Raw genomic sequence first — 972 nt, forward strand, 5'->3', positions numbered from 1 at the left:
ACGCCTGGCTCGAGAGTAACGCGGTCACCGGCTTCGAATCCATTGACATTAGCACCTGTTTCAACGATCTCTCCCGCACTCTCGTGGCCAAGGACGAGCGGATTCTCAACTACGAAGTCGCCGATTCGGCCATGTTCATAGTAGTGGACATCTGAGCCACAGATACCGACATTACGGATTTTGACGAGAACCTCATCTGCGTCTGGCTCAGGCCGTTCTCTTTCTTCGATCTCGAACTCCTCCGGATCAGTGAGTACTGCGGCACGCATCGGCTGGTCAGACTTTTCCATTCAATAAAAACATGAGGGATAATTCATAGTCGCTATCATTGACGTTAATCAGTTACATATACAATCAAATGTATGGAACAATTCAATTCACTCCGATATATTGAATTCTGGGTTAATACGAGTTGAATCGGAGAATTTTGGCCATAAACTGCTGCTATGTAACCACGATAAATTTTATTAATGAGTGTGATTATGACTCACACAGGCTCGATCCGAATGATAGATAATAACAGACCAGGTATCGATCGTCGTACTTTCATACGAGCGAGTGGTGCTGCCGGCCTCGCAGGTCTCGGAGGGTGTCTCGGCGAAGATAACGAAGCGGGAGGGCTTCCCGACCCCGATATCGAACCAGCCTCCTCGATCAGTTTCATTTCGGAAGCGACGCCACCAAGCGTAGCGGTAAATGAATTGATCGGCGAGTTTACTGAAGAGACGGGTATCGAAGTCGATATCACGCTCGCACCGTTCGATAACTATTCCGAACGTCTTGCAAGCGACATAAATAGCCAAACCGGAGACATTCAGGTTTTCTACGCCGATCCGTACATCGTCGGCTCCCGGTACTACCCGGACATGGAATCGCTCGATCCGTACATCGAGTCCGACGACTTCGAGGACCTTCCGAACGGAACTGACGACTTCATCGCGAGTCACCTCGATGCGTGCGGGTACTTCGGCG

The 972-nt window shown here is 49.8% G+C and carries 1 protein-coding gene and 1 pseudogene; one reads left to right on the forward strand and one right to left on the reverse strand.

From position 1 onward, the window contains the following. Positions 1 to 269, reverse strand: a 269-nt coding sequence (locus ACFR9S_RS11080; protein ID WP_379818657.1) for an alcohol dehydrogenase catalytic domain-containing protein, incomplete at its 3' end; no start/stop codon positions are given. A gap of 237 nt (positions 270 to 506) precedes the next feature. On the opposite strand from ACFR9S_RS11080, the pseudogene ACFR9S_RS11085 reads away from it, so the two are divergent. After that, positions 507 to 972 (forward strand): annotated as a pseudogene (locus ACFR9S_RS11085) (hypothetical protein); the annotation flags it as partial.

It is taken from the genome of Halolamina salina (genome assembly GCF_042678005.1).
Lineage (GTDB): Archaea > Halobacteriota > Halobacteria > Halobacteriales > Haloferacaceae > Halolamina > Halolamina salina.